We start from the raw sequence: 1199 nt of genomic DNA on the forward strand, positions 1-1199 counted from the left end.
CTGCTGCCGATGACGATCATCGGCGTGCTGTTTTTCATCATGGGCTTCTTCACCTGGCTCAACGGCCCGCTGATTTCGTTCGTGAAGGTGGCTTTTACGCTGGATGACATCAACGCGTTCCTGGTGCCGTTTGCGTTCTACGTGTCCTACTTCGTGCTCGCCTTGCCGGCCGGTGCCGTGCTCAAGCGCACCGGCATGAAAAAAGGCATGGTGCTGGGCCTTTTCATCATGGCGATCGGTGCGGCGTTGTTCGGCGAGTTTGTGCGTAGTCGCATTTATCCGGGCGCACTGACCGGACTGTTTGTGATCGGCGCAGGCCTGTCGCTGTTGCAGACGGCCTCCAATCCCTACATCAGCATTCTGGGTCCGATCGACAGCGCCGCGCAGCGCATCGCGATCATGGGCATCTGCAACAAGGTGGCCGGCGCGCTGGCGCCGCTGGCCTTCGGCGCCTTGGTGATGACCGGCATTGATGCATTCCTGGACCAGGTGGCCAAGATCACCGCCGGGCCGGCGCGCGATGCCCTGCTCAACGACTTCGCGGCACGGGTGTTCTGGCCGTATATGAGCCTGGCGGGCCTGCTGGTGGTGCTGGCGATCTGGATCCTGATGTCCTCCTTGCCGGAGATCAAACCGTCCGGCGCCAACAGCGAGCGGTCGATCGGCCATCGCCAGGGCGGTATTTTCAGCTTTCCGCATCTATGGCTGGGCGTGCTCTGCCTGTTCCTGTACGTCGGCGTGGAGGTGATGGCCGGCGATGCGATCAATACCTATGGTCAGGGCTTCGGCCTGCCGTTGCGGCTGACCTCGCACTTCACCACCTACACCATGGCGGCGATGCTGGCCGGCTATCTGTTCGGCTCGGTGTTGATTCCGCGCTTCATCTCGCAGCAGAGCTACCTGGCGCTGTCGGCCGTGCTCGGCGTGCTGTTTGCCATCGGCGCCTACGTGACGCATGGCTATATCTCGGTGGCGTTCGTCGCCGCGCTGGGCTTTGCCAACGCCATGATGTGGCCGGCGATCTTCCCGCTGGCGATCAAGGGCCTGGGCAGCCATACCGAACTGGGCTCGGCGCTGCTGATCATGGGCATCGTCGGTGGCGCCCTGATGCCCCAGGTCTTTGTGCATCTGAAGCAGTACATCAACTTCCAGCTCGCGTTCCTGATGGTCATCGTGCCGTGCTATCTGTACATCCTGTA

General features: G+C 62.0%; 1 protein-coding gene. It reads left to right on the plus strand.

Features of this window, described 5'->3' with window-relative positions; all coding sequences use genetic code 11:
* Positions 1–1199: sugar MFS transporter (locus ISP19_RS00045; RefSeq protein ID WP_239556269.1), on the plus strand; the 1199-nt coding region annotated here is incomplete at both ends.

Source organism: Dyella flava (genome assembly GCF_016904955.1).
Taxonomy (GTDB): Bacteria; Pseudomonadota; Gammaproteobacteria; order Xanthomonadales; family Rhodanobacteraceae; genus Dyella_B; species Dyella_B flava.